This window comes from Actinokineospora terrae, assembly GCF_900111175.1.
Classification (GTDB): domain Bacteria; phylum Actinomycetota; class Actinomycetes; order Mycobacteriales; family Pseudonocardiaceae; genus Actinokineospora; species Actinokineospora terrae.
In genome coordinates this window covers 418,936-443,982 of the sequence record NZ_FOGI01000002.1, presented here as the reverse complement: position 1 = coordinate 443,982, position 25,047 = coordinate 418,936, and the positions used below count along the sequence as shown (strand labels likewise).

The window sequence follows — 25,047 nt, the reverse complement described above, 5'->3', positions numbered from 1 at the left end:
ACTGGCCTGCCGGGTGGGCGCGGACCAATGAGGGAAAACCCTTACCGCTGGGCCAGCCGCGCCACCAGCTGTGCCCGGGAGTGCACACCCAGTTTCCGGTACACCCGGGTCAGCGTCGCCTCGACGGTCTTCACGCTCACCGACAGCGCGGTCGCCGCCTGCTGGTTGGTGGCCCCCGCGTGCACCAGCTCCGCCAGCCGCACCTCGGTCCTGGTCAGGTCGCCCGCCAGCGGTTCCAGGTGCTGCAGCTGCTGCTCGGCCAGCGCCGACCAGGGTGGGGCGGCCAGCCGGTCGAACAGCTCCGCGGCCTCCACCAGCACCGATCGGGCCGCGCCGCGCCGCCTGGCCCGACGCTGCACCCCGGCCAGCGCGAGCAGCGTCCGCCCGGCCTCCACCGGCAGCCCGAGCGCGGTGAACCGCCCCGCGACCGACCGCAGCTGCGTCGCCGAGCCCTCGCCGATCGCGGTCGACCGGTCCAGCATCGCCAGCACGCCATCACGGCCGAGGTCGAGCGCCCTGGCCCTGGTCGTGGCCAGCAGGTCCTCGGCGGCCGGGTCGCCGACGGCGATCAACCCCTCGGCCAGGTCGGCGTGCCAGCGCAGGATCGACGGGTCGCCGACGCGCTGCGCGTGCTCCAGATCACGCACCTGGCTCAGCACGCTGACCGCATCCTGGGACGCCGCCGTGACCAGCCGGACCACCCCGAGCGCGTGCAGGCACCGCGACAGGTAGACGTGGTCTTGTTCCTGTTCGGAGGCGACCGCGCCGCGGCGCGCGTAGGCGACGGCCCGCTCGAACGTGCCTCCCACCGTTTCCGCTACCGCCGCCGTGTACCAGGCAGGACCAGGTGAGAGACCAGCCGACGCGGTCAGCTCTAGTCCGCGACGGGCGTAAGACAACGCGTGCCCGCATCGACCTGCGCGGCCCTCGACCTCGGCCAACGACCTCAGCACGTCCACTACGTCGTCGACCGCGCCCGACCGCTGCGCCGCGGGGAGCAGCACGAGCAGCCGTGAGCGCGCCGTCGTGAGCCGGTCATCGAACACCGCGTGCCGCACGGCCAGGTACTCCGGGGTGTCGTGCACGTCGATCCCCGCGCCACCGATCGCGAGCGCCTCGTCCAGCGCACCGGTGTCGGGCAGGCCCAACACGCGTTCCATGCGGGCACACACGGTCAGAGCCCGCGCGCGCACAGCTGTGTCGTGCACAGTCAGGTCTGCCGCCTGCCGTGCCAGCTCACGCGCGGCGACAGGGTCACCGGAGATGTTGGCGCGTACCGCCTCCCACAGTCGAACCGCGGCCAGCAGGTCCGGATCGTTGCCCGCGTCGGCCAGCGCCGCCGCCAGTTGGTCGTCCACATCGGTCATGGCCTGACCCGCCGAGTCCGCGAGGGCGAGCCGCACGCGGAACCGTTGCCGAACGTCGGTGCTGCGCTCTAGCACCAGCCGCGCCGCGTTCCAGGCGCGTTCGGCGAGACCGGAGTGACCCGCGTCGACCGCCGCGTCACCCGCGCGCCGCACCAGGGTGTCCTCGTCGGTCGGTGGGGTCCGCTGCGCGGCGAGCAGGCACAACTCGGCGGCACGACGGCGGTTGCCCTGATCGCGCACGACCCCCGCTGCCTGCTCGGCCGCGTCGGCCAACTCCGCGTCCGGCGCGGTCGCGGCCAACGCGCGGTGGCGGATCTGCTCCACCGGATCGTCTACGGCGCGCGCCAGGTCCTCGTGCAACGCCAGGCGCTGCGCGTAAGGGATGTCCGCGGCCAGGGTCGCCGACACCGCGTCGGCCGTGAACGAGACACTGTCGAGTTCGTCGACCACTACGAGATCCTCGACGTCGGCCAGCTCTACCCCACCCGCACGGTGCAAGGTTGCCAGAGTGGGGTGCTCGGCCAACGCAGCCAGCCGCAGCGTTCGCAGCACCGCCGGATCCAGCTCGTCCAGCCGCCTACCGACCGCGTGTCGAACCGCGTCAGGTAGCGGTACCGCCGCCACTGGCCCCCGCCCCGCGAGCGCGGCGCCGTACTCCAACGCCAGGCCGGGATTACCGCCACTGAGTGCGTGCACGCGCCCCGCCCACCGGTAGCGGAACCCGTTGTGCGCCAGCAACTCCGCGACATCGTCCGGACTCAACGGCGCCACCGGGCCGCGTACCGCCTCTTCACCGCAGATAGCCACACCGCGCACCGGGCGCCGGTGGGTGCGTTCGGCCACGATCACCCGTAGCCGCTCTGCGTGCCGTATCGCGAACCCGATCAGTTCGGCGCTCACCTGGTCCAGCCACTGCGCGTTGTCCACGACCAGCACGCCGGACAGCGCCCGCACGGTCTCCACAGCGATCGTCCGCCCGGGCAGGCCGTCCGCGGCGGGCAGCCACGACAGGCCCGCCGCCGCCCGCAGTTCCGCGAGCCCGGCACCGGGTACGTCCGCGTCGGCGGGCTGCGGCGCGATCACGATCGACTGGTCCGCGCGTTCGGCCAGGGCCGTGGCCAGCGCGGTCTTGCCGATGCCCGCCGGTCCGTACAGCAGCAACCGGGGGCGGTCGTGGTCTGCGGGCCGGACACCGACGAGGGGCATCAGCCCATCTTGGGCCGCCCGCCCGGCGCTCACCAGCGGGAACCCACCGGACGAGGGGTTTCCCCCATTTCGGGCCCGCGCGGCCGTCCCTAGCTTCGACGACACCCTGCAACCGACTCCGACGGAGTTGAACATGCGATACCGAACAGCCCTCTGGTTGGCGTGCGCGCTGACCCTATCCGTGAGTGCCGGATACGCCTACGGAGGCAGCCAGGAAGACCCCGTCGCGGACGCTCTTAGCCGCGATCTGGGCATCAGCCGGTCCGAGGCGCAAGACAGGCTCGCCGTCCAGGCGCAGGCCCAACAGATCGTGGCTGCCCTACCGCGCACCGGTACCGCTGGGTACTGGCTCGACGGTGGGCTCAAAGTCGCCGTGACCGACGAGGCCACCGCTGCCGCCGTACGTGACCTCGGTGCCGCGCCCGTCCTGGTGCGACGCGACCAGGCCACCCTCGACAAGCTCGTCCAGTCCGTCGCCCAGCACGCGTTCCCCGGGGTCACCGGGTGGGGCATCGACCCGCGGACCAACGAGGTGGAGGTCCGCGTCGACCGGACGCGCACCTCCCGGGCGTTCCCGGCGCTGGACGGGGTCCGGGTCGTGGCGACGACCTCGTCGCCCGTGCAGCAGGCCAGGACCGTCCAACCGGGCAACCCGTGGTGGCCGGGCAGCGAGTCCAACTGCTCGGTCGGCTTCCCGGCGACGGATTCCTCCGGTGGCAAGCACTTCCTGACCGCCGGGCACTGCACCAACGACGCCAACCAGGCCGCCTATGGCCAGAGCGGCAGCCAGAACCGGATCGGTACGTCCAACGTCGGCGGTTCGCGGACCGTCAATGCCCGCGAAGGTGACATGGGCGTCGTTGCCGTAACCGAGTCCGGTTGGAACCTGTCGGCCGCGGTCAATACCTGGGGGAGTAGCGCTGTCACCGTGTCCGGGTCGGTAGAGCCGATCGTCGGGCAGGCGGTGTGCCACTCCGGCAACACGTCGAAGTGGCAGTGCGGTGAGGTCACCGCCGTCAACCAGACCATCAGCTACGGGAGCGTGGTCATCGAGGGGTTGGCCACCACGACCGCGTGCTCGCTCGGTGGCGACTCCGGCGGCGCGTGGCTGGCGGGCGACAAGGCCGTCGGCCTGCACTCCGGCGGTGCCTCCTCGTGCAGCCCCGGTGGGGCCAAGGACCAGTCCATCTTCCAGCCGGTGAACGAAGCCCTGCGCAAGTGGAGCCTCACCCTGGTCACCGGGGGCGGTGGCGGTGACACGCAGGCACCGACCGCACCGGGCAACCCACGCGCGACCGCCACGACGAGCAACAGCGTGACCTTGGCGTGGGACGCCGCTACCGACAACGTTGGCGTCACCGGCTACAACGTCTACAACGGGTCCACTGTCGTTGCCTCTGGCGCCAGCACTACCGCGACGGTCAGCAACCTGACTCCAGACACCGCGTACACCTTCACTGTGAAGGCGACGGACGCGGCGGGGAACGCCTCACCGGCCAGCGCGGCGGTGCAAGCCCGCACCAACCCAGGTGACACCGGCGGCGGTCGCACTGTCCGCAGCGACAACGACTACCAGATCCGCGACTACCAGACGGTCGTCAGCCCGTTGACTTCAACGGTTTCCGGCAGGGCTGCCACGACCGTGAAGGTCACCGTCGCTGCTACACACACCTGTCAGCAGGACCTGAACATCAACCTGGTGGGCCCGTCGGGCACCTGGTACTCGCTGCAGCGCTACGGCGGCTTCCAGTGCACCGCGTTCCCCAACCCGAAGACGTTCTCGGTGCCTAACGTCAACGAGAACGCCAGCGGCAAGTGGACCCTCCGCATCGGCGACAACGGCTCCGGCGACACCGGGGTGCTCGACGCGTGGACGGTCACCCTGTGATCCGGGGCTGATCCGCTGGTGAGCCTGCCGCCACACCCACCCGTGTGGCGGCAGGTCCGCGCTCACCGCAGGTCGGTGAGGAACTCGACGAGGGCGCGGTAGTACGGCTCGACGGTGGTGAGGTCGGCGTATTCGCTAGGGCCGTGCTGGCCGTCGCCGCCGATGCCGAAGATGACGGCGTCGGTGCCGCGCTGGTGGTAGAAGCGGGCGTCGGCGGCGCCGTGTTTGCGGAGGAAGTCGCTGGTGTAGCCCTGGTTCTGGGCGGCGCGGCGCAGGGCTGTCACGTCAGGGCTGTCCGGGTCGGCGTGATGGGGTGGCTCCACGCGGTCGACCTCGACGGTGACGCCAGGGGGACACAGCGCGGTCAGGTGGGCTGCGACCTCGGCTGGTGCGCGGTCGGCGAAATCGCGGTCGCCGGGGGTGAAGCGGATGTCCAGCCACGCCGTTGCCTCTGCCGGGACCTGGTTGACCGCCCCTGGCCCGGTCTCGATCCGGGCGACGTTAACCGTGGTGCGCCACACCTCTTCGGTCGCGACCGGGTAGGACGCCAGGATCCCGTCCACCGCGCGCATCAGCTTCAGCACCGCGTTGTCGCCCAGCCACTGGTACGCGCTGTGCGCGGCCAGCCCGGTGGCGCGCACCCGCGCGGTGAGCAGGCCCTTCGACTCGACCACCATCCGCAGCCCGCTGTACTCGCCGATCACCACGAAATCGCTGGTCACCCCCTGCGCGAGCTGGTGCGCCGTGCCGTCGTGCCCGCCGATCTCCTCGTCGGTGACCAGCTGCAACGCCACCGGCACCTGGCTCGCCGCGTCGCGGAAGGCCATCGCCTGCACCAGCGCCGACAGCTTCATGTCCTGCGCCCCACGCGCGTACAACCGGTCACCTTCCCGCCTCGGCCGGAACTGCTCCGGTGTCGCCGGGACCACGTCCAGGTGCCCGTTGAGGATCACCCTGAAGTGCCGCCGCTCACCCCGGTACACCAGTGCGCTGGGCCTTCCGCCGGACTCGAACCGATCCACGGTGAACCCCGGCCCCACGACGTCGAGCACGAACTCCAACGCCCCGGCGAGGTCGTCGCCTCGATCCGCCGTCGACTGGATGGCCAACAATTCTTCCGCCGACGCGAGGAACCCGTCCATGTCCATGCCCCATCCTCGCGCGCGTCCGGCCGATGTGCGGTAGGTGTTTACGAACGAAAGCCGACTATGTATGTTCGGTGGGGTGGCTGCGAAGACGAGACACGAGGACATCCTCGACCGGCTCCGGCAGGACGGTCGGGTGCAGGTCTCGGAGCTCGCCGCGCGACTGGGCACCTCCGAGGTCACGATCCGCCGCGATCTGGACCTGTTGGCGGAGCAGGGCACCCTGCGCCGGATCCAGGGCGGCGCGGTCAGCCTGCTCGCGCACGGCGAGGACATGCCGTTCGCGATGCGGGAAGTCGAGTCGGCGCAGGCGAAACACCGCATCGGGGTCCTGACGGCGGGCCTGATCCGCGACGGCGAGGCGGTGGTCGTCGACAGCGGGACGACCGGTCTCGCCGTCGCCCACGCGCTCGCCGGACGCCGGCTGACCGCGATGCCGCTGTCGTTGCGCGTCGCGGTCGCGTTGTCGGTCAACTCGTCGGTGCACCTGCTGCTGCCCGGCGGGAACGCGCGGTTCGGCGAGGGGTCGCTCGTCGGCTCGCTCACCGAGTCCAGCGTCTCGGCGTTGCGCTTCGACACCGCCGTGGTGACCTGTTGCGGGCTCTCGCCGCACGACGGCGTCACCGCGCACGACGTCGAGGACGCCGCCGTCAAGCGAGCAGCGGTGCGATCCGCCCGGCGGGTCGTGCTGGTGGCCGAGGCCGCCAAGTTCACCAGGACCGCGCTGGCGGTGGTCTGCGGGATCGAGGAGGTCGACGTCCTCGTGACCGACGTGGCCGCGCCGGAGGCGGATGTCGCGCGGATTCGCGAGGCGGGGGTGCAGGTCCACCGCGCGTGAGTCCCGCGCCGGAGCGAGGGAGCCCGCGTTGTCCGTTCGGAGTTCGATCGCCACGCTGCACGCGGGCGCCTTCCTGTGGGCGTTCACCTCCACGCTGCTCGGACCGGCGCTGCCGCTGGTCACCGAGGAGCTCGACCTGGGGTACTCGTCGGGCGGGACCGTGTTCACGGTGTCGTCGGCGGGGTTTCTGACGGGCTCGTTGGTGGCGGCCTGGGTGTTCGGGAGGTTCACGCTCAGGACGCTGGTGCTGGCGAGTGTGGGCGCGCTGCTCCCGTTGCTGTACTTGACGTCGCTGGTGTCCTCGTTGCCGCTGCTGCTGGTGGTCGTCGGGGTGACCGGGGTCGCCGGGGGAGTGTTGACGACGTTGGTCAACGCGGGCATCGCGGACCTGACGGCAGACCACCGAGCCGCCGCGCTCTCCCTGCTCAACGTCTCGTTCGGACTCGGCGCCCTGCTGGCCCCGCTGTTCGCGGGCGCGGTGATCGCGTGGACCGGCGCGTGGAAACCGATGTACCAACTCACGTCCGCCTTGGTGCTGCTGGTCCTCTTACTCGCCGCACGATCCCTTGAACCGACCGAGTCCAAACCCGCTCCCGGTTGGCGCGTGGTGCTCGACAGGTCCATCGCCACCGTATTCCTCGCCGCAGCCCTCGAATGGGGCTTCGCCTACTGGTCCGCCACCTACTTCGCGGACGTAGTGGGCGCGGGGAAAGCACTGGCCGCCAACATGTCCGCCCTCTTCTGGGCCGGCATGCTCCTAGGACGCCTGGCATTCGGCAGCCTCCTACGCGCCGCAGACCCTCACCGAACCGTCACCGTGTGCGCTACCGCCGCCGTACTGGCCAGCGCAACCCTGGCCCTCAACGCAGGCACCACCCTGTCGGTCATCGGCGCCATAGCCCTAGGAGCCAGCCTCGCCGCCGTGATCCCCTCTCTCCTAGCCACCGCGATCAACGCCAACCCCCACCACACCGGCCCCATCTCCGGCACCCTCATGTTCACCACCGGCACAGGCTCCCTCGCCGCCCCGGCCTTCATCGGCCTGCTGGCCGGCCACACCAGCCTCGCCGCGGCCATCTGGACTTTCCCCGCTCTGGCCGCCCTTCTGCTGCTCATCCACGCCACTGGGCCAAAGGGTTGACGCTCCACTGCGCTCTCGAGATCTACCCGCCCTTCCGGGGATACTCTCGCCGTGGCACAGATCGAGAGCAGGACAAACGCTCAGGCGAGGGCGTTGCTTGCCAAAGTTGACCACATGGTGGCGGCTGCGCGGACGCAGCTGTCTCGAAGCGGCAGGCTCAAGTCCGAGGGCGCCAGGCAGGTCGCCAGTCTGGTGCAGGCCCAAGTCCAGGCGGAGCTGGCAAAACGGTCGGTCGAGGACCTGCGTGCGCTGGTGGAGGGTCAGGTCAACCTCAAAGCGCTGATCAAGGCTGGGTACACCACCGCGGACAAGGTGCGCCCTCTTGGCGAAGCCGACCTGATGGCTGTACACGGCGTCGGTGTACAGACGGCCACCCAAGTGGCCAAGGCCGTGCGGGTACTGGCCGACAAGGTGCGCCGCGACACCACCATCCGATTCGACCCACAACGGCGGGACCCGGGCCAGACCGTGCTGCTGTCCATGATCGCGGCGCTTCGGCACGCCGTCAGCACGGCTCCGGGACTGGAGCTGCGGTTGGGCCGCCTCACCGAGCGCGCCGGGCCGATCACCGCTGCGGCCAAGCCGACCACCAGGTGGTGGCGCTTCGTCTTTCTCGGCAAGAAGGACAAGCAAGCAGCACGTGACGCGCTGGACGACGTGGCCGAGTTCCTCGAATCCCCCGAGGTCATCGCCTTCGGCAAGGAACTGGAGTACCTGCGCCGAGCGACCATTGCCGAGTGGTACCAGCACGACGTGTGGCGGCTCTACACCGAGGACGCCGCGAGCTTCAACGCGCTACTCGCCGTGCTCGGTGGCCAGGGCGGTACCGATGAGCTCGAACCCGCACAGGGATTCTTGTCGGAGCCTGCGCGGCGCGAGGTCAGGGCCACGCGCTTGGACGTCAGCAGGATGAAGACCAGGTTGCGCGTCTACCAGCACTTCGGCGCCCAGTTCGCGATCAACCGAGGGCGTTGCATCCTCGGCGACGAGATGGGTCTGGGCAAGACGGTGCAGGCGCTCGCCGCCTTGGCGCACCTGGCAGCGGCAGGGAAGACGCGGTTCCTGGTGGTGTGCCCGTCGAGTGTGCTGGTGAACTGGCTGAAGGAGATAGAAAAGCACACAACCCTAACAGCGCACAGCCTCTATGGCCCCGATCGGCACGTGGTGGCGGCGAACTGGCTGGCAGTGGGCGGGGTCGGCGTCGCCACGTACGACATCCTGCGGGGGTTCGACCTGGTGGTCGGCGCGGCGGTGGACATGCTCGTCGTCGACGAGGCGCACAAGGTGAAGCGCCCCGATTCCCAGCGGTCGCAGCGGATCGCCAGGATGACCGCGTCCGCCGACCGTGTGCTGTTCATGACCGGGACGCCGATGGAGAACCGGGTCTCCGAGTTCCGCGCCTTGATCGAGTACCTCAAACCCGAGGTGGCCGCGCGCCTGGAACCCTCGACCGCGGTGGCGGGCGCGCGAGCGTTCCGACGTGGGGTGGCGTCGGTCTACCTGCGGCGCAACGTCGAGGACGTGCTGGTCGAGTTGCCGTCGAAGATCGAGGTCGAGTACTGGGTCGATCCGAACGAAGGAGAACTCGAGGCCTATCGCGACGCGGTCCGGTCGAAGAACATTGCCAAGATGCGGCAAGCGACGTTCGGTCCCGGATCGGCCAAGCTGGAGCGGCTCGTGGAGATCGTCGACGAGGCGCGTGATGACGGGCGCAAGGTCCTGGTGTTCTCCGGCTACCTGGATGTCATCGCCGTGATCGTGCAAGAGCTGGGTGACGCGGTGGTCGGGAAGCTGGTCGGGGCGACACCCAGCAGGCGACGCCAGGAGTTGGTCGACGAGTTCACCAGGCGCGACGGGCACGGCGTGCTGGTAGCGCAGATCGATGTGGGCGCGCACGGGCTGAACATCCAGGCTGCCTCGGTGGTGGTCATCGCCGAACCGCAGTGGCGGCCGAGCGTGGAGGAGCAGGCCGTCGCGCGGGCCTACCGGATGGGCCAGATCGGTGTTGTGCAAGTGCACCGGCTGCTGACCAAGGATTCCGTGGACAGGCGCGTTCGGGACATCCAAGACCACAAGAACAGGCTGATCGAGGAATACGTACGCAAGAGCGACGCCAAGGAAGCCGACCTGCGGGCGGTCGACGCCGGCGAGCAGCGGCAGATCGTCGAACTCGAGCACCGACGGCTCTTCGGTGAGCAGCATCCATCCGAAGCGTGATCTTCACCGTCCAGGGATTGTGCAATTCGGTTGGGGCGCCGGAGGTTTCCGCTGGCCTGTTCTCGGGAACGACACGTGCTCGGATCTGGTCACCACATTGCAGGATCAGTTGGACATCGCAGTCGGCCGCTGGGCGTGTCGGCCAGGTGTTCGAGGGGGGCGGTGCGAGACTGATCGGCGATGTACACGCCTTCGGATCTTGCCGACCTGCTCGAGTGCGAGCACCGCAGTGTGCTCGCGCAGGCCAACGCCGCGGGGCTGGTCGGGGCGCCGCAGGCGGGGCCCGGGCCTGATCGGCTGACGGTCAAGTACGGGCGGGAGCACGAGCAGGCGACGTTGACCAGGTTGCGGGCCGAGCAGCACGCGGTGGTCGAGATCGAGGAGCGGGACCCGGTCGTCGCGGCGGGGGAGACCGCGGCGGCGCTGGAGGCCGGGGCTCCGGTGGTCTACCAGGCCGTCTTCCACGAGCCCGGGGGGATGACGGGGCGGGCGGACTTCCTGTTGCGGGGGCCGGACGGCCGGTACGAGGTGTACGACACGAAGCTGGCCAGGCACGCGCGGCCCGCGGCGGTCATCCAGGTGGTCGCGTACGCCGACGCCCTGGCCAGGGCCGGGTGGCCCGCCGGGCCCGAGACGCACCTGCTGCTCGGTGACGGCAGCCGGGCGTCGTTCCGGGTGGACGAGTTCGTCCCCCTGCTGCGGCGGCTGACCGGCAGGCTGCTCGCCCGCGAACCCCACCTGCCCGCACGGCTCTGGGGCGACGAACGCCCCGCCTGCTCCGGCTGCCCGTACGCCGAGCACTGCGCCTCCGGGCGGGCGGCCGACCGCGACCTGGCGCTCGTCGCGGGCATCCGGTCCGACCAACGGCGCAAGCTGCTCGACGGCGGGCTGACCACCATCGACGACCTCGCCGCCGCCGCGCCGGACGACAGGCCCGCGACGCTGTCGATCGCCTCTTACACCGCGCTGCGCGCTCAGGCGGCGATCCAGGTCCGCCAGGACGCCACCGGTGAGGTCGCCTACGAACTCGTCGACCCCGACGCGCTGGCCACGATCCCGCCGCCCAGCCCCGGCGACGTCTTCTTCGACATGGAAGGCGACCCGTACGCGATCGGCGGCACCGGCCTCGAGTACCTGTTCGGCGCGGTCGCCGACGGCACGTTCACCCCGTTCTGGGCGCACACCCGACCCGCCGAGCGGCAGGCGTTCGAGCGGTTCGTCGACTTCGCCACCGGCAGGCTCGCCGAGCACCCCGACGCGCACATCTACCACTACGCGCCGTACGAGTCGTCCGCGCTCAAGCGGTTGGCCGCCCTGCACGGCACCCGTGAGGACGCCGTCGACACGTTGCTGCGCCGCGGCTCGCTGATCGACCTCTATGCCGTGGTGCGCAAGGCGTTGCGCGTCTCACAGCGCTCGTACTCCATCAAGGCCCTCGAACCGCTCTACATGCCCGACGCCCGCGAGGGTGAGGTCAAGACGGCGGTGTCGAGCATCGAGGCCTACGAGGACTACCTGACGCTCACCACCGCGGGCGAGGTCGAGCGCGCGGCAGAGGTCTTGCAGGGCATCGCGGACTACAACGAGTACGACTGCGTCTCCACGCAGCGGCTTTTCGAGTTCCTGCACGAGATCCGGGCGCGGGAAGGCATCGAGTCCGTCGTCGAGGTGTACGAGTCCGAATGGGACGCCGGGCTGCGGGACGTCGAGGACGACGAGCGCGCCAGGAAGGTCAAGGAGTTGGCCGACCTCGTCGACACGCTGATCGAGGGACTGCCCGACGACCCCGCCGAGTTCACCCCCGACGAGCGGGCCAGGGCGCTGCTCGCCGCCTCGGTCGGCTACTACCGGCGCGAGTCCAACCCCGCGTGGTGGGAGTACTTCCGCCAGCTCGCCGCGCCGGTGCACGACCTGGAGTCCGACTCGACCTGCACGGTGCCGGTCCGGGTGGAGACGGGGGAGTGGGAGCCGCCGAAACGGCGCAACGGCAGGCACAAGCGCGTGCTGCGCGTGCGGTGCGACCAGGACCAGCCGCACCCGTTCAGCGTCGGCGACCAGGTCCGGCTGCGGTACGGCGCCGAGAGCCACGACGGCAAGATCACCGAGGCGACGGCCGACCGCCTGGTCATCGACGAGAGCCGGGGCGCGGACAAGATCGGCCCGGGATCGCTGCAAGCCGTGCTGCCTGGCGAACCGGTGCGGCCCGCGCCCAAGGACGAGGCGGTCGTCGACCTCGCCAGGCAGGTGGCCGACACCCTCCCGGCGCTGCCCGGGCACCCCGGCATCGATCTGTTGCGCCGCACCCCACCCCGGTTGCGCAACGGTGCGACCCTGCCCGCACCGGGCGCGGACCTGGTGCACACGGTGATCGAGACCGTCGACGCGCTGGATGGATCGACCCTCGCGGTGCAAGGACCGCCCGGCGCGGGCAAGACGTACCTCGCGGGCAGGCTCATCGCGCACCTGGTCCGGTCCGGTCGCACCGTTGGCGTCACCTCGACCAGCCACAAGGCGGTGGAGAACGTGCTCACCGCCGCCCTGTCCGCCGCGCCTGACCTCCCGGTCGCCAAACGGCCACGGGGGACCGCCCCGGCACCGGACGCCGCATGGCAGCAGCCGAAGAACTTCGCCGCGTTGGCCGGCTGGCGCCGCGAGCACGACACCGGTCACCTGGTCGGCGGCACCGCGTGGAACTTCGCCAACAAAGCGCTGCGCGAGGAGCCGTTCGACGTGCTGGTGGTCGACGAGGCAGGCCAGTTCGCGCTGGCCGACGCGCTCGCGGTGTCGACCTGCGCCCGCAACCTCGTGCTGCTCGGCGACCCGCGCCAGCTGCCGCAGGTCGTGCAGGGCACCCACCCGGCCGGTGCCGAGGCGTCCGCGCTGGGGCACCTGCTCGACACCGCCGACATCATCCCGCCCGACCTGGGGTTCTTCCTCGACCAGACCCGCCGCATGCACCCCGCCGTGTGCGCGCCGGTGTCGCGGCTGTCCTACGCGGGCAGGCTGCACGCGCACCCGAGCGCCGCCGAGCGGTCCATCGAGGGCGTCCCCGCCGGGCTGCACCTGGTCGAGGTCCAGCACCAGGGCAACACCACCCGCTCCACCGAGGAAGCCGCCGCCGTGGTCGAGGTCGTCGCCTCCGTGCACGGCCGCGCCTTCCACGACCGCGACGGCTCCCGCCCCGTCACCGACCACGACATCCTGGTCGTCGCCCCGTACAACCTGCAGGCCAGGGTGGTGACGCGGGCACTGGAGGCGGCGGGCCACGGCGGCGTGCGGGTGGGCACGGTCGACCGCTTCCAGGGCCAGGAAGCCCCGGTCGTCATCGCCACCATGACCTCGTCCTCGGCCGCCGACCTGCCCCGCGGCCTCGACTTCCTGCTCTCCCGCAACCGCCTCAACGTCGCCCTGTCCCGAGCCCAGACCCTGGCCGTGCTGGTCTGCTCCCCGCACCTGGTCACCGCCGACATCCGCACCACCGCCCAGATGCGCCTCGTCTCCGGCATGATCGGCCTCCTCGACGACGCCACCCCCTGGCAGGGCGCGCGTTAGGGGCGTCCGGCGTTGGTGCAGGCCTTGGTCCTGGTCTGGAGGAACAGGAAGACCGGGGACTCGCTCAGCGACCACGGTTCGGCGTCCGCGTGGGTGCCCAGCGCGCGGAGCTGGGTGATCGCCTCGTTGTGGCGGTTGTTGGCCATGAGGGCCTGGATCGCCCAGCCGCGTTCGTCGCGGGTGAAGGGGGTGTCGTGGGGGTCGGTGGACAGGCGGGTGAGCAGGGTGTCGAGGGCGGCGACGACGTCCTGGTCGCGCCAGCGGTCGTGGTCGTGCTCGAAGGCCGCCTGGAGCGGGAGCACGGCCAGGGTCGGTGACGTGGCGGCGGCGGTGGCGGCGAACTCGGTCATCAGGTCGTCCGAGCCGCGCCACTTGCGGCACCAGTACCGCAGGGCCTGCACGTGGGCGTGGCGGTGCAGCGGGTCCCTGGCGAGGAGTTCGGACCACACCGCGAGGAACTCGTCGTGCTCGTAGCTCAGGCCGCGGGCGAGGGTGACGTGCGCCCACCACGGCGTCGGGTCCTCGGGGGCCACCTCCGCCGCCGCGACGGCGGCCTGCCGGGCCTCCAGCAGCACGCGGCGGAACCCCACGAACTGCTCCCGCGTGGTGTCCACGCCCCGCTGCGAGTCCCGCACCTGCCAGGCGACGACGATCAGCATGCGCGCCAGCACCACCGCGTGCCCGGGGTCCCGCGGCCGCGCCGCGCGCCACGCCGAGAGCCAGGTGTCGTCGGCCGCGGCGGCGTCGCCGAGTGCCCGCACCACCTCGACCCTGGCCGCCCAGTCGCCCCAGGTCGCGGCCAGCAGTTCGGCGGCGGGCAGCCAGTAGCCCCCCGCGGCCGCGGCCAGCGCGTTGGCAGGCGCCTGGTTGCCGTGGACGCGGTCCGCGGTGACCTCGCTGTTGGCGGGCATGCCCCACTTGGCCATGTCGACCCTGGGCAGCATCAGCGTGGCGACCACCTCGGCGGGGAGGTCGTCGACGAGGACGCCGCGCCTGCGGGCCTCGCGCGACGCCCGGCGCAGCAGCTGGAAGGTCTTGGGGTCGAGCAGCGAGGCCACGTCGGTATCCGATCGGTGTCAGGCGGCGCGCAGCGCGGGGATCGGCTGGAAGTCGAGGTCCACGCCCGCGGTGACGCGCAGGCCGGTGCTGTCGCGGTCGTCGGAGAGGGCGGCGGCGAGCAGGTCGGCCAGGCCTTCCAGGCCGGTGTCGGTGAGCCGCAGGGTCGCGTCCCCGGCCCAGTCGACCTCCCAGCGGCCGTACCCGGTGGCGACGAGCGCCAGGTCGACCAGCAGGCCCAGCCCGTCAGCCACCGACGTCCTGGCCCGCTCGCGGCGCGCGCGGGTGCCGCCGACCTGCTCGTCGTCCGCGGGCGCGAGGTAGAGCAGCTTGCCCGCGTCGAGTGCGTCGAGCACGGCGCGCAGGGTCGGCTGCCTGCCCTGGACCCGGCCCGCGGCCCGGGTGAGCGGCAGCGTCGCGTCGATCATGTGCTGCTGGATGACCAGGTGCCCGTAGTTGGTCCAGTCCACCCGCTTGCGCTCGTCCACGTCGTTCATGGCCAGCAGCAGCGCCCGGTCCAGCAGCGGCACCGGGTCGTCGACCAGGGCCAGCGCGGACCGGTCCGGCCGGTCCGCCAGCACGGGCGCGGCGATCGCCTCGATGGCCGCGATCCGGGTCGTCGTGGGCGGGTGCGAGTCGTACGGGTCGGCGTCGCCGCCGGGCGGGTCCTGCGCCCGCAGGTCCGCCAGCACGGGCGCGCTTGAGGAACAAGGTCTAGCTGAAGTCCACCGCGTGCAGCTCGCGCAGCGCGCTCGCCGCGGCCGCGGAGCCCGCGATCCTGGCCGACACCGCGTCCGCGGCCAGTTCCTGGCGGCGGCAGATCGCATTAGACAGTCGCATGTAGACCTTGGCGTAGCTCGCGAACACGCCGGCGAGTGCACCCTGCAGGCCGCTCGCGCCGGTCATCCCGGTCACCACGCGCCTGAGCGCGTCCCGGCCGGTGACGACCACTCCGGACAGCCGGGTGTCGCGGTTGGCGTAGTGCCCCAACTCGTGCGCGAGCACCGAGGCCATCTGCTGTTCGCTCAGCCCCGCCAGCAGCGGCGCGCCCACGTACAGCCTGCGGGAGGTCACGACCAGCCCGAGCAGCCGCGTGTTCTCCACCACCGCCGCGTTCACCGCCGCGATCACCCGGATCTCGTCCGGCGGCCGCGTGCCGACCCGGCTCGCCGGCTCGGTGACCAGCGCCCACAGCCGCGGCTGCTGGCTCGGCGTGACCGCGACCCCGTCCACAATGTCGTCGCGGCGCCGCTCGATGGACACCAGTGCCATCAGGATGGCGAACACCGCGGGCACGACGAAGAACGCCAGCTTCAGCCCGACGACCGGCGACTCCCGCAGCGCCACCACTTCCAGCACGACCAGTCCACCCGCGACCCCGAGCGCGAGCAGGGAGAAACCGGCTAACATCGCCACCGCCAGGGCAGCGCGCAACCCCACGAACATCGTTCCCGAACCTTCCCCAGTAGCCGATCCCCCGATGCGGCACGAGGAGTGTGCACCAACGACTCCTCTTCTGCCAACACCGGGGGACCGGGTGGGGGAAGGATCAACTGTCCCTTATGAACGTGTGCGGAACCCAAGGCGTCGACAAGACGGAGCCGTCCCCGAACTCGACTCGTACCACCGTGTGGAACGGCACACTTCGCCCGGTGGTCGCCTTCCACCACCGCACGACCCGGCCGCGGTCGATCTCCCACAGGGACACCACCACGTCCCGGAACACCCACTTGTCCTGGGTGGTCCAGTCGTCCAGCGCCGTGGTGACCCGCTTCAGCACGCTCTTCTCCCGGGTCAGCGCTGCCCGGCGCGCGCGGGTGGCGGCGAGGAGCCGGTCGGGGAACACCACGGCGAACCGCCGGTCGGTGATGGCGATGCTGGCCTGACCGGAGCAGGCCGCGAGGTGGTCGGCGGCCACCACCGCGTCGTCGCCGTCCTGCTCCGCCTCCGCCCACCACCCGAGGCCGGGCTCCTCGATCCAGTCGTCGCCCTGCAGATCGGGCGCGTGCACCGACAGCGTCGGGTAGTCGATCGCGATCGGCACCGGCTCCGGACCGCCGGGGGCGGGCGGGTGCGGCACCCGCACCTGATCGCCGACGCGGGACCCGATGTCGAGGCCCTTGGGGGATATCCCCACCAGCAGGCGTTCCCCCGGCAGGCACCAGTCCCGCTCCAGGTCCTTGCGCACGCTCATCCGACCACGCCGTTCGTCAGCGCGGCCAGTCGCCGGTAGGGGGCTTCGTCGTCGTCGCTTGTGAACCGGAAGTCCAACTGGGATCCGTCGTCGAGTGTCATGCGCAGGCACGGCATGCTGGCGATCACCCCCGCCGACGTCCTGGCCGCCTCGAAACCCCGGATGTGCGCGCGGGGAACGGTGAACAGCGGGTCGATCCGGTCCACAAAGGTCTGGGGCCGCCTCGGCTGCGGCCCCGTGATGACCTGTTTGACAGCGGTGAGGAACCCGACCGGTGGCGGTTCGGGTTCCGGTTCCGGCGTGACCACTTTCCCCGCGTGCAATCCCGTGCCGGTCAACGCCCAGAACACCCTGTCGTCCGGCACGGCCTCGAACAACGACCACGCCCGGCCCCGGCCCGGCTCGCTGCGCATGATGAGTCCCGCCGCCAGCTTGACGGGGCCGTCGCTGGACCCGCCGCCAGTGCCCTCGTCAAAGGAGTCGATCACCCCGTCGATCACGTCGTCGACCACATCGGCAAGCCACCGGCCCGGACTGCGGGGGTTGGGGTTGCGCGCTTTCGCGTCGTACCCGCGCCTGATGGTGGTGCCTGCCCAGAGCAGGTGCTCGTCCGGGAGCCAGACCCGGGCGTGGATGGCGAACCCCGCGGTTCTCCGGTGGGTCATGGGCAGTCCTCTCCGCGACCGCTAGTCGACCGTGAAGCCGCGGTCCTCGGCGGCCCTGCGCTCGTCCGATGTGGACGGATCGTCGACGTGGTCTTCCGCGCGTTTGAGGCCCCATTCCACGGCTGCGCCGGGGAGGTTCTCCAGGACGCCGTGCATCGTGACCCTGCCGATGTCGGTGGTGCCGCTGAGCCCGAGGTAGCCGAGGCTCGTGGTGACCACGCGCTGCGCGAGTGCCTTCTCGCCGGAGAGCGCGACGGGCTTGCCGTCCTCGCCGAGGATGACTTCGCGATCCTTGGTGAAGGTGCGCTTGCCGATGATGTTGTTCGGTGTCGTCGTCGCGAGGTCGTCGGTGTGGTTGCGGATGTAGCCGAGCGCGGGGTTCGCCCGGTCCAGCTTGCGGCCGATGACGCCACCGGCCCAGGGGATGTCGGTGACCTTGCCGACCTTCTTGAGCGCGGCTTCGACGATCTTGTTCGACCTGATCCGCACGAGGGCGTCCTCGAGGTGGGTGATCAGCGGCTTGAGCCGGTGCAGGAGTTTGGCGACCTCGGTGCCGAGCCGGGTCTTGGTGACGGCGACCTGCGCGGCGGTCAGCCCGGTCTCCGCGGCGATCGAGGTGCCCGCGGTGATCCAGGACGCCGCCAGCGCGGCCAGCCACTCGACGATCAGCCCGAGCACGAACTCCTGGATGATGTCGATGACGACCTGGACGAAGGTGTCGAAGATGTCGGCCGCGGTCTCCAGCACGGTCGTCAGCGTGGCGATGTCACCGCCGAGCGCACGGGCACCGTCGGCGAACTCGGCCATCTCGGCGCGGAACGCGTCACCGGCCTCGCCCTGCCAACCCGACGACGTGGCCGCCGCGCGCTCCTGCTCGCGCACCGCGACCTGCTCCAGCCAGTTGCTGACCTTCTCCCAGCCCTTGGCGGTGCTGCGCATCTGCTCCGGATCGCCGACCGCGGGCTCCAGCACGAACTCGATCAACGGGCTGATCGCCAGCGAGATCAGGAACCCCAGGCCGTTGTCGACGAGGGCCTGACCGGGGCTCGCGATCGCGGCCAACTGCTCCATGCGCGCGTTGACCAGCGCGAAGCCCGCCTCGGCCGGGCTGCCCGCGTCCTGGAGCTTGTCGCCAGCGTCGGCCCACGTGCTGCCGCGGTTGCCGACCTGGTCGAGGTAGTCGTCCCGGTTGGCGTCGCCGGCGCTGTTGAGATCGCCGAAGGAGCCGACGCCTTGCCCCGCTGACCTGAGGCCGGACGCGTTGTCGGTGTCGGTCGCCCCGTAGGCCGCCGCGGACTCGTCGAGCGCTTCCGCGATCTGCGTGAGGTAGGCCGACGCCTTGCCCGCCATGTCCTGGCACTCGCGCAGCGACGTGAAGTAGGTGGCCGCCATCGGCCTGCCCAGCGGGCCGAAGCACTCGTCGTGCACCCGCGCCTGTTCCAGCAGCCGGGCGAGCCCGGTGAAGTTCTCCGCCTGGCCGCGCGAACCGACCGCGTGCGCGCGGAGGGTGTCGCCCGCGATGTTCATGCCGGTCATGAGCGGTCCCGGTAGATGCTCTCGTCGGTGAAGTCGCCGTCGTCATCCGGCGGGGCTGGGGTGCGCGGCCTGCGGGTGTGCGCAGCCGGGATGGCGGACGATGGCGTCGGGAGGGCCGAAGGGGGCGGCGGTGCGGTGGGGCCGAGGGGTTCCACGGCGGGGGACTGGGCGCGGAAGGCGGCTTGGAAGCGGTCGTACTGGGCGTCGCCGACCAGGGGGCGGACGGTGTCCTCCATCCGCGCGGCGGCTTCCTGCTGGGCGGCGCGGATGGTGGCGAGGATGTCCTGGGTGAGCTGGGTGTGCGACCGGTTCATCGCCGCGGGCGCCAGCTGGAGCCCGAGGACGGCGCCGGACGGGGCGACGGTGACGGTCACCGAACCGTCCGTGCTGCGGGCGCTGCCCTTGAGCTGCGCGATGCTGTCCTTGAGCCGTGCCGCGTTCGCCGCCTGCTCGGCGAAGTGCCGCAGTGTCTCGTCGTACCTGGCCTGGTCCACGGTTGTCGCCCCCAATCAGGCCGCGATGGTAGTGGCCGGGAAACCCGGTGGCGGGCGGTTTCGGTGAAGATCATCGGCCGGGTGTGGGGATGCTCACTGGCCCGTAACGTCCACAGTGGACCGATCGCGGCAGGCGGGCCGCGCCGGTGCGAGCCGGGGTCGTGGCAGGCTGGAACGTTGTACGGTATGTTGTATCGTACGACTGGGGAGGCGTGGCCGTGGAGTTGGTGTTCGAACGGGGCGACCCGGCGCGAGCAGGGGCGTTCCTGATCTACGGGAGCGGGCACCTGCCCGAACCCGGTGTACCCGCCGAGGTCGTCATGGCGCTGCCGGACGAGACGGGCGCCGTTGTCGCCCGGCCCGTGCCGGTGCGGCGGGTGCCCGTTGGTGCGATGGTGCCGGTTCTGTTGGGCGACCAGACCGGAGTCTCGGCTTCCGTTGCGTTCTATGGCGCGGTCGTGCGCAACGCGTTGCACCTGATCGCACGCGGGCGGTTGTTGCCCGGTGTCTCGCCCGGTGGTGTCGACGCGTGGCGGGTCGGGCCGTACGACGTGGCTGACGTCGAACGGTTGCGCGCCTTGGCATCGGCGATGCCCGCTGCCGCCAGGGCGGTCCCGGTGGCAGACGGCAGGCTGCCGGACGCGCGGGAGTTGGTGCGGGCGTTGTACGACGCCGTCGCGGACACGATGCCCCGCACACCGGGGGCGTCCTGGCTGACCGGTGACCCCCGGTTCGCCGACCTGGAGACCACGGCCGACCACACCCAGGACGCCATCGATCTGGGGGAGTGGGCCAGGCAGGTCGCGGCCGGGGTCGACGTCGGGCTGCGGGTGGCGTTGCGCCTGGAGAGCAGGGGCGACCCGACCAGGCTCACCGCCGTCGTGCGGCTGCGGGACCTGGCCGACCCGATCAGGATCACCGACGCCGAGGCCCTGTGGACCGGCGCGGAGACCGGGTTCGGCGAGCGCGCCACCTTCGAGGCCATGGTCGCCGTGCGGCGGGCGGCCGCGGTCTGGTCCCCGCTGGAGAGCCTGCTGGCCGACGCCGAACCGACCGGGTTGGACCTCGTCGACGCCGACGTGGCCGACCTCCTCGACGGCGCCGAGACGCGGCTCGCCGAGGCCGGGGTGGCGATCGAGTGGCCGGACGAGATGTCCCGCGACCTCGGGGCCAGGGTTGTCGTCCACGCCCCGGGCGCCCGCCCGGACAACGTTGCCACGCACCTCCGCGACTCACCACCGTTGCCGACGCGCTGGCAGCTGCTGCTCGCGGGCCTGCCGTTGACGGACACCGAGACAGCCGCCGTCGCATCGTTGCGGCCCATCGTTGCGCTGCGTGGCCAGTCGGTGCTGGTCCCGCCCGACCTCGGGCGCAAGGCCCGCGAACCCGACCTGCCCCCGTTCCCCGCCTTCGCCGGGTTCACCGCCGCCGTGGTCGGCAGTTCCGAGATCGCCGACACGCTGGTCGAGACCGTCGCCGACGGCTGGCTCGGCGGGGTCGTCGACCTTGTCGCCGACCCCGAGGGCGGCCCGGAACCGCTGGTCAGCCCACCTGGGCTCAAGGCGTCCCTGCGCGACTACCAGTCCCGCGGCGTCCGCTGGCTGAACCGGATGACCGCGCTCGGGTTCGGCGGCTGCCTGGCCGACGACATGGGCCTGGGCAAGACCGTCACGCTGATCGCCCTGCACCTGGCGCGCGCCGCGACCGAGCCGACGCTGGTGGTCTGCCCCGCATCGGTGCTCGGCAACTGGGAGAACGAGATCACCAGGTTCGCGCCGGGAACACCGGTGCGCCGCTTCCACGGCGAGTCCCGCTCCCTTGTCGATGTCGAGGGCTTCGTGCTCACCACCTACGCGACGATGCGCCTCGACGCCGCCGCGTTGGCCGGGGTGCGCTGGGGGCTGGTGGTGGCCGACGAGGCGCAGAACGTGAAGAACCGGCTCAGCGACACCGCCAAGGCGTTGCGCGCCATCCCCGCCGCGGCCAGGGTCGCCCTCACCGGCACCCCCGTGGAGAACAGCCTCATCGACCTGTGGACGCTGCTCGACTGGACGACTCCCGGCCTGCTCGGGACCGCGAGCGCGTTCCGCTCCACCTGGGGTCGCGCCATCGAGGTCGACCGGGACAACCGCGTGGCGGGCCGGTTCGGCGCGCTGGTCCGCCCGTTCGTGCTGCGCAGGCGCAAGAGCGACCCCGGCATCGCCGCCGAACTGCCACCCAAGATCGAGACCGACCACCCGGTGGCGCTGACCGACGAGCAAGCGGTGCTCTACCAGCGCGTCGTCGACGAGGTGATGGCCGAGATCCGGGCCAGCGAGACCCCCATCGCCCGGCGGGGTCTGGTGCTCAAGCTGCTCGTCGCGCTCAAGCAGGTCTGCAACCACCCCGCGCACTACCTCAGGGAGACCGGCACCCCGGCCCGGTCCCGCTCCGAGAAACTGCAACTGCTCGACGAGTTGGTCAGCACCATTGCGGCAGAGGGCGGCGCGGTGCTGGTGTTCACCCAGTACGTGAGGATGGCGCGACTGCTCGAACTGCACTTCGCGGCCACCGGCGTGCCGACCTTGCTGCTGCACGGCGGAACACCGGTGCGCGCGAGAGAGGAGATGGTGCGCCGGTTCCAAGCCGGGGACGCACCGGTGTTCCTGCTCTCGCTCAAGGCCGCGGGCACCGGCCTGACGCTGACCAGGGCCGACCACGTCGTGCACTTCGACCGGTGGTGGAACCCCGCCGTGGAGGCCCAGGCCACCGACCGAGCGCACCGCATCGGCCAGACGAAGTCCGTGCAGGTCCACCGGTTCACGGCCGTGGGGACGTTGGAAGAGCGCGTAGCCACCCTGTTGGAGTCCAAAAAGGAGCTCGCGGACGCGGTGCTGGGCGGCGGGGAGGCCGCGCTCAGCGAACTGAGCGACGCCGAGCTGCTCCGCCTCGTCTCCCTGGGGAGCAGGCGATGAACGACGACGACGAGTACCTCGCCGCCCTGTTCGCCGACGAGGACGACGACGAGGTCGACGCGGACGAGTCCCCGGTGCACGCGGTCACCTTCCCCGCGTTCGAGCCGCATCGGCGCTACGGCAAGAAGTTCGCCGACACCTGGTGGGGCAACGCCTGGACGGAGTCCATGGAGGACACCGCCCTCGACCGCGAACAGCTGCGCCGGGGCCGCGCGCACGCCTTCGCCGGGTACGTCGGCCCCATCACCGTCAGCCAGGGGCGCGTCTCGGCGACCGTGCACGACGGCGACCACACGCACCCGTTCACCACCGTGGTCCGGGTGAGCGAGCTGACCGACGCGGGCTGGGACCGCTTCCTGGACCAGGCCGCGCGCCGCGCCGGGCACGTCGCCGCCCTGCTCGACCGCGACATGCCGCGTGAGCTGGTCAGCGCGGCGGCCGACGCGGGGGTGCGGCTGCTGCCCGACTTCGACGACCTGGAGCCGGAGTGCACCTGTCCCGAGTGGAACAGCCCGTGCGCGCACGCCGCCGCGTTGGCCTACCAGGTGTCCTGGCTGCTCGACCGCGACCCGTTCGTGCTGCTGCTCGTGCGCGGCCGGGACGAGACCGACCTCATGGCGGAACTGCACCGGCGCAACTCCCGGGCGGGCGCGACGCGGGCGGCAACGGTGCGGGTCGGGGTCTCCGCGGTCGAGGCGTGGGCCGCTGAACCAGCACCGTTGCCCGAACCGCCGGGTCCGTTGCTCGTCCCCGCTCGACCGTTGGCGCCGTTGTTGGCCGACGTCGAGATGGTGTCGCCGGTCGTCGACGACGCTCTGGTGGTGCTCGCCGCGGACGCCGCCAGCCGCGCGGCGGACCTGCTCGCGGGTGGCGGATGGGTGGTGGCCGATCAGTGGTCGGACGCGGTCCGGCTCGCCATCAGGGCCCAGGACGTGCTCGACGAGGCGGCCGCCGCTGTCGTGGTCGAGTCCGCGGCGGCGGCTTCGGGCAGGCCGGACGAGTTCACGGCAGCGGCATCGTATCCAGTACGACAGTAGGGTGTGCGCAGCATGGCCAGAGACCGCGGCAAGCCCGCCGACCCCACCCGCAGCCTCGCGCTGCTGTGGCGGACCAGGGAACCCGCGTCCCGCGACGGGCGGACCGACCTGAGCGTCGACAAGATCGTCCGGGTGGCGATGGGGGTCGCCGACACCGAGGGCGTCGCGGCGCTGACCATGCGCCGGGTGAGCGAGGCGCTCGGCGTGGGCACGATGTCGACCTACACCTACGTGCGGGGCAAGCCGGAACTGCTCGACCTCATGGTCGACACCGCCTACGGCGAACTGGCCGCGCTCGACCCGGCAGGCACCTGGCGCGACCGGCTGGACCGGGTGGCGATGGCCAACTGGGCGCTGTACCTGGCGCACCCGTGGCTCGCGCACGTCGAGACCAGCAGGCCGGTGCTCGGGCCCAACGCCATCGCCAAGTACGAGCGCGAGCTGACCGCGCTCGAGGGCACCGGCCTCGACGACATCGCGCTGGACTCGGTGCTCGCGCTGGTCCTCGGGCACGTCCGCACCGCCGCCCGCGCCTCGGTCGAGGCCGAGGACCTGCGCCGCGGCACCGGGCTGACCGACGAGCAGTGGTGGCGGATCCAGGCGCCGTGGCTGGCCAGGTACACCACGCCGGACGAGCACCCCACCGCCAGCCGGGTCGGGACCGCCGCCGGGACCGAGCACCGCGCGGCGTACAGCCCCGAGCACATCCTGCGGTTCGGGCTGGACCGGCTGCTCGACGGCATCGCGGTGCTGGTCGACCGCCGCTGATCGCTGTGTCCTGCCCCTCACCGGGAATACCCGGTGGTCCGCGGGCGCTGAACGGGGGAAACGGTGGATCGACTGGGAGGTACGCGGTGGCGGTGGACCCGGAGGAGCTGTTCGAGGTCGACTCGGACGTCCCGGACCTGGCCGGGAGCGTGCTGCTGCACCACTTCAGCGGGTTCGTCGACGCGGGCGCGGCCGGGTCGACCCTGGTCGAGCACCTGCTGGAGCTGCACGAGCACCGGGTGATCGCCCGCTTCGACATCGACGACCTGATCGACTACCGCGCCCGGCGCCCGGTGATGACCTACGACACCGACCGCTGGGAGGACTACGACACCCCCGAACTGGTCGTCCACCTGCTGCACGACGCCGCCGGCACGCCGTTCCTGCTGCTCACCGGGCCCGAGCCGGACCGGCGCTGGGAGGCCGTGGTCGCCGCGGTCCAGGCGCTGATCGAGCGGTGGGGCGTGCGGCTGGCCGTGGGCGCGCACGGCATCCCGATGGGCGTCCCGCACACCCGCGACCTGACCGTCATCTCGCACGCGACCAGGCCGGAACTGGTGACCGACAAGTCCCCGTTCAACCGCGTCCAGGTCCCGGGCAACCTCTCGGCGCTGCTGGAGTTCCGGCTGGGCCAGGCGGGCCACGACGCCATGGGCTTCGCCGCCTACGTCCCGCACTACCTCGCGCAGAGCACCTACCCGACCGCCGCGCTGAGCCTGCTCGAGTCGGTCATCTCCGCCACCGACCTGGTCATCCGCACCGACGGCCTGCGCGAGACCGCCCGCCGCGCCGACACCGAGATCGCCCGCCAGGTAGCCGAGTCCACCGAGGTCAGCGAGGTCGTCGCCGCCCTCGAACGCCAGTACGACGCCTACGCCGAGAGCACCCAGAGCCTCCTCGTCCCCGACGGCGACCCCCTCCCCAGCGCCGACGAACTCGGCGCCGAACTGGAACGCTTCCTCGCCGAACAACCCCGCGACCAGTAACCC

18 protein-coding genes are annotated in these 25,047 nt (G+C 71.6%); 9 read left to right on the top strand and 9 right to left on the bottom strand.

The annotated features are described in order from the left end of the window. Positions 1-41 precede the first annotated feature (41 nt). Positions 42-2,573: a helix-turn-helix transcriptional regulator gene (locus tag BMY07_RS05240; protein ID WP_143073367.1), complete on the bottom strand. Its 2,532-nt coding sequence runs from the start codon at positions 2,571-2,573 to the stop codon at positions 42-44. 133 nt (positions 2,574-2,706) lie between these two features. On the opposite strand from BMY07_RS05240, the gene BMY07_RS05235 reads away from it, so the two are divergent. Beyond that, complete coding sequence (locus tag BMY07_RS05235) at positions 2,707-4,461, top strand: proprotein convertase P-domain-containing protein (protein WP_092775289.1); 1,755 nt, start codon at positions 2,707-2,709, stop codon at positions 4,459-4,461. A gap of 62 nt (positions 4,462-4,523) precedes the next feature. On the opposite strand, the gene BMY07_RS05230 is transcribed toward BMY07_RS05235, so the two are convergent. Further along, positions 4,524-5,609, bottom strand: a complete 1,086-nt coding sequence (locus BMY07_RS05230) for a M20 family metallopeptidase (protein ID WP_092775288.1) — start codon at positions 5,607-5,609, stop codon at positions 4,524-4,526. 76 nt (positions 5,610-5,685) lie between these two features. On the opposite strand from BMY07_RS05230, the gene BMY07_RS05225 reads away from it, so the two are divergent. The 4 genes from BMY07_RS05225 to BMY07_RS05210 all read left to right on the top strand — a co-directional run bounded on the left by BMY07_RS05225 (position 5,686) and on the right by BMY07_RS05210 (position 13,354). Beyond that, positions 5,686-6,444 carry a DeoR/GlpR family DNA-binding transcription regulator gene (locus BMY07_RS05225; RefSeq protein WP_177215454.1) on the top strand — a complete coding sequence of 253 codons (759 nt, stop codon included), beginning with the start codon at positions 5,686-5,688 and terminating at the stop codon, positions 6,442-6,444. Between the two features lie 28 nt (positions 6,445-6,472). Continuing rightward, on the top strand, positions 6,473-7,585 hold the full coding sequence (locus tag BMY07_RS05220; protein WP_177215453.1) for an MFS transporter: 1,113 nt from the start codon (positions 6,473-6,475) through the stop codon (positions 7,583-7,585). 114 nt (positions 7,586-7,699) lie between these two features. Next, complete coding sequence (locus BMY07_RS05215; protein WP_092775285.1) at positions 7,700-9,802, top strand: DEAD/DEAH box helicase; 2,103 nt, start codon at positions 7,700-7,702, stop codon at positions 9,800-9,802. Between the two features lie 180 nt (positions 9,803-9,982). Then, positions 9,983-13,354, top strand: a complete 3,372-nt coding sequence (locus BMY07_RS05210; protein ID WP_092775284.1) for a TM0106 family RecB-like putative nuclease — start codon at positions 9,983-9,985, stop codon at positions 13,352-13,354. On the opposite strand, the gene BMY07_RS05205 is transcribed toward BMY07_RS05210, so the two are convergent. From BMY07_RS05205 to BMY07_RS05175, 7 genes are all read right to left on the bottom strand, one after another. Then, positions 13,351-14,412 (bottom strand): hypothetical protein, encoded by a 1,062-nt coding sequence (locus tag BMY07_RS05205; RefSeq protein WP_092775283.1) that lies wholly within the window; start codon positions 14,410-14,412, stop codon positions 13,351-13,353. The two genes, BMY07_RS05210 and BMY07_RS05205, sit on opposite strands and share 4 nt — an antisense overlap. A gap of 18 nt (positions 14,413-14,430) precedes the next feature. Next, positions 14,431-15,102 (bottom strand): hypothetical protein, encoded by a 672-nt coding sequence (locus BMY07_RS34150; RefSeq protein WP_092775282.1) that lies wholly within the window; start codon positions 15,100-15,102, stop codon positions 14,431-14,433. 22 nt (positions 15,103-15,124) lie between these two features. Beyond that, positions 15,125-15,856 (bottom strand): M48 family metallopeptidase, encoded by a 732-nt coding sequence (locus tag BMY07_RS05195; RefSeq protein ID WP_092775281.1) that lies wholly within the window; start codon positions 15,854-15,856, stop codon positions 15,125-15,127. A gap of 103 nt (positions 15,857-15,959) precedes the next feature. Beyond that, positions 15,960-16,604, bottom strand: a complete 645-nt coding sequence (locus BMY07_RS05190; protein ID WP_143073366.1) for a hypothetical protein — start codon at positions 16,602-16,604, stop codon at positions 15,960-15,962. Beyond that, positions 16,601-17,269 carry a hypothetical protein gene (locus BMY07_RS05185; RefSeq protein ID WP_092775279.1) on the bottom strand — a complete coding sequence of 223 codons (669 nt, stop codon included), beginning with the start codon at positions 17,267-17,269 and terminating at the stop codon, positions 16,601-16,603. The genes BMY07_RS05190 and BMY07_RS05185 overlap by 4 nt, the downstream gene beginning before the upstream one ends. Positions 17,270-17,290: 21 nt before the next feature. Beyond that, positions 17,291-18,805, bottom strand: coding sequence for a WXG100 family type VII secretion target (locus tag BMY07_RS05180; protein ID WP_092775278.1), 1,515 nt, complete (start codon positions 18,803-18,805; stop codon positions 17,291-17,293). Then, positions 18,802-19,299, bottom strand: coding sequence for a YbaB/EbfC family nucleoid-associated protein (locus BMY07_RS05175; protein WP_092775277.1), 498 nt, complete (start codon positions 19,297-19,299; stop codon positions 18,802-18,804). Before BMY07_RS05175 ends, BMY07_RS05180 begins: the two co-directional genes overlap by 4 nt. 212 nt (positions 19,300-19,511) lie before the next feature. Here BMY07_RS05175 and BMY07_RS05170 point away from each other — a divergent pair, with 212 nt between their 5' ends. The 4 genes from BMY07_RS05170 (at position 19,512) to BMY07_RS05155 (ending at position 25,044) form a co-directional block, all read left to right on the top strand. Beyond that, a complete protein-coding gene (locus BMY07_RS05170; RefSeq protein ID WP_092775276.1) occupies positions 19,512-22,253 on the top strand; it encodes a DEAD/DEAH box helicase in 2,742 nt (913 codons plus the stop codon). Then, positions 22,250-23,290, top strand: a complete 1,041-nt coding sequence (locus BMY07_RS05165) for an SWIM zinc finger family protein (protein ID WP_092775275.1) — start codon at positions 22,250-22,252, stop codon at positions 23,288-23,290. Before BMY07_RS05170 ends, BMY07_RS05165 begins: the two co-directional genes overlap by 4 nt. Before the next feature lie 12 nt (positions 23,291-23,302). Then, positions 23,303-24,058 carry a TetR/AcrR family transcriptional regulator C-terminal domain-containing protein gene (locus BMY07_RS05160; RefSeq protein WP_092775274.1) on the top strand — a complete coding sequence of 252 codons (756 nt, stop codon included), beginning with the start codon at positions 23,303-23,305 and terminating at the stop codon, positions 24,056-24,058. Between the two features lie 86 nt (positions 24,059-24,144). Further along, positions 24,145-25,044, top strand: a complete 900-nt coding sequence (locus BMY07_RS05155; protein ID WP_092775273.1) for a proteasome assembly chaperone family protein — start codon at positions 24,145-24,147, stop codon at positions 25,042-25,044. Positions 25,045-25,047 lie beyond the last annotated feature (3 nt).